Annotated in this window: 1 protein-coding gene; it reads left to right on the top strand. The window is 32.0% G+C overall.

Annotated elements, in window-relative coordinates; all coding sequences use genetic code 11:
* The coding region (locus ACQY5W_RS13540) for a hypothetical protein (RefSeq protein WP_428025494.1) at window positions 1–196 on the top strand (196 nt) is incomplete at its 5' end.
* Between the last annotated feature and the right edge of the window lie 342 nt (window positions 197–538).

Raw genomic sequence — 538 nt, 5'->3', positions numbered from 1 at the left:
GTTGGATGAAAAATTTGAAGAAATATCACCTCAATGGAAAAAAGATATCAAAGAAGAGATCCTAAAGGAAGTGAAGATGGAAATGAATGAAAAATTTGAAGAGCTGAAGAAAGAATATAATGCAAAGTTTGATATATCATTTTTAGATGAAGACATAATGGAAATTGGAGGACAAGGGCAAAAGCCAGAAGAATAATCAAAAAGAAGATATGATACTCAATGGTTCCCGTGACTATTTCAGAAAAATAGTCATAAGATATAATATATTCCAATATGACCCTATAAAGGTACACTAGAATTTGATAGGGTACTATCAATTATTTGGATGGGGTAACAATCACCATCATCATGCCTCACATAATATCCGGCAAATAAAGAAGCACAGGTTTGCGTTGCTTTTTATATGATGTAAAGTTTGATATATCATTTTTAGATGAAGACATAATGGAAATTGGTGGACACGGGCAAAAGTCAGAAGAATAATCAAGAATATAGGGTACTCAATGGTTCTGGTGACTACTTCAAAAAAATAGTCATA

The sequence above is a fragment of the Arcobacter sp. genome (assembly GCF_050300555.1).
Lineage (GTDB): Bacteria > Campylobacterota > Campylobacteria > Campylobacterales > Arcobacteraceae > Arcobacter.
This window is presented reverse-complemented; position numbering and strand designations above follow the sequence as displayed.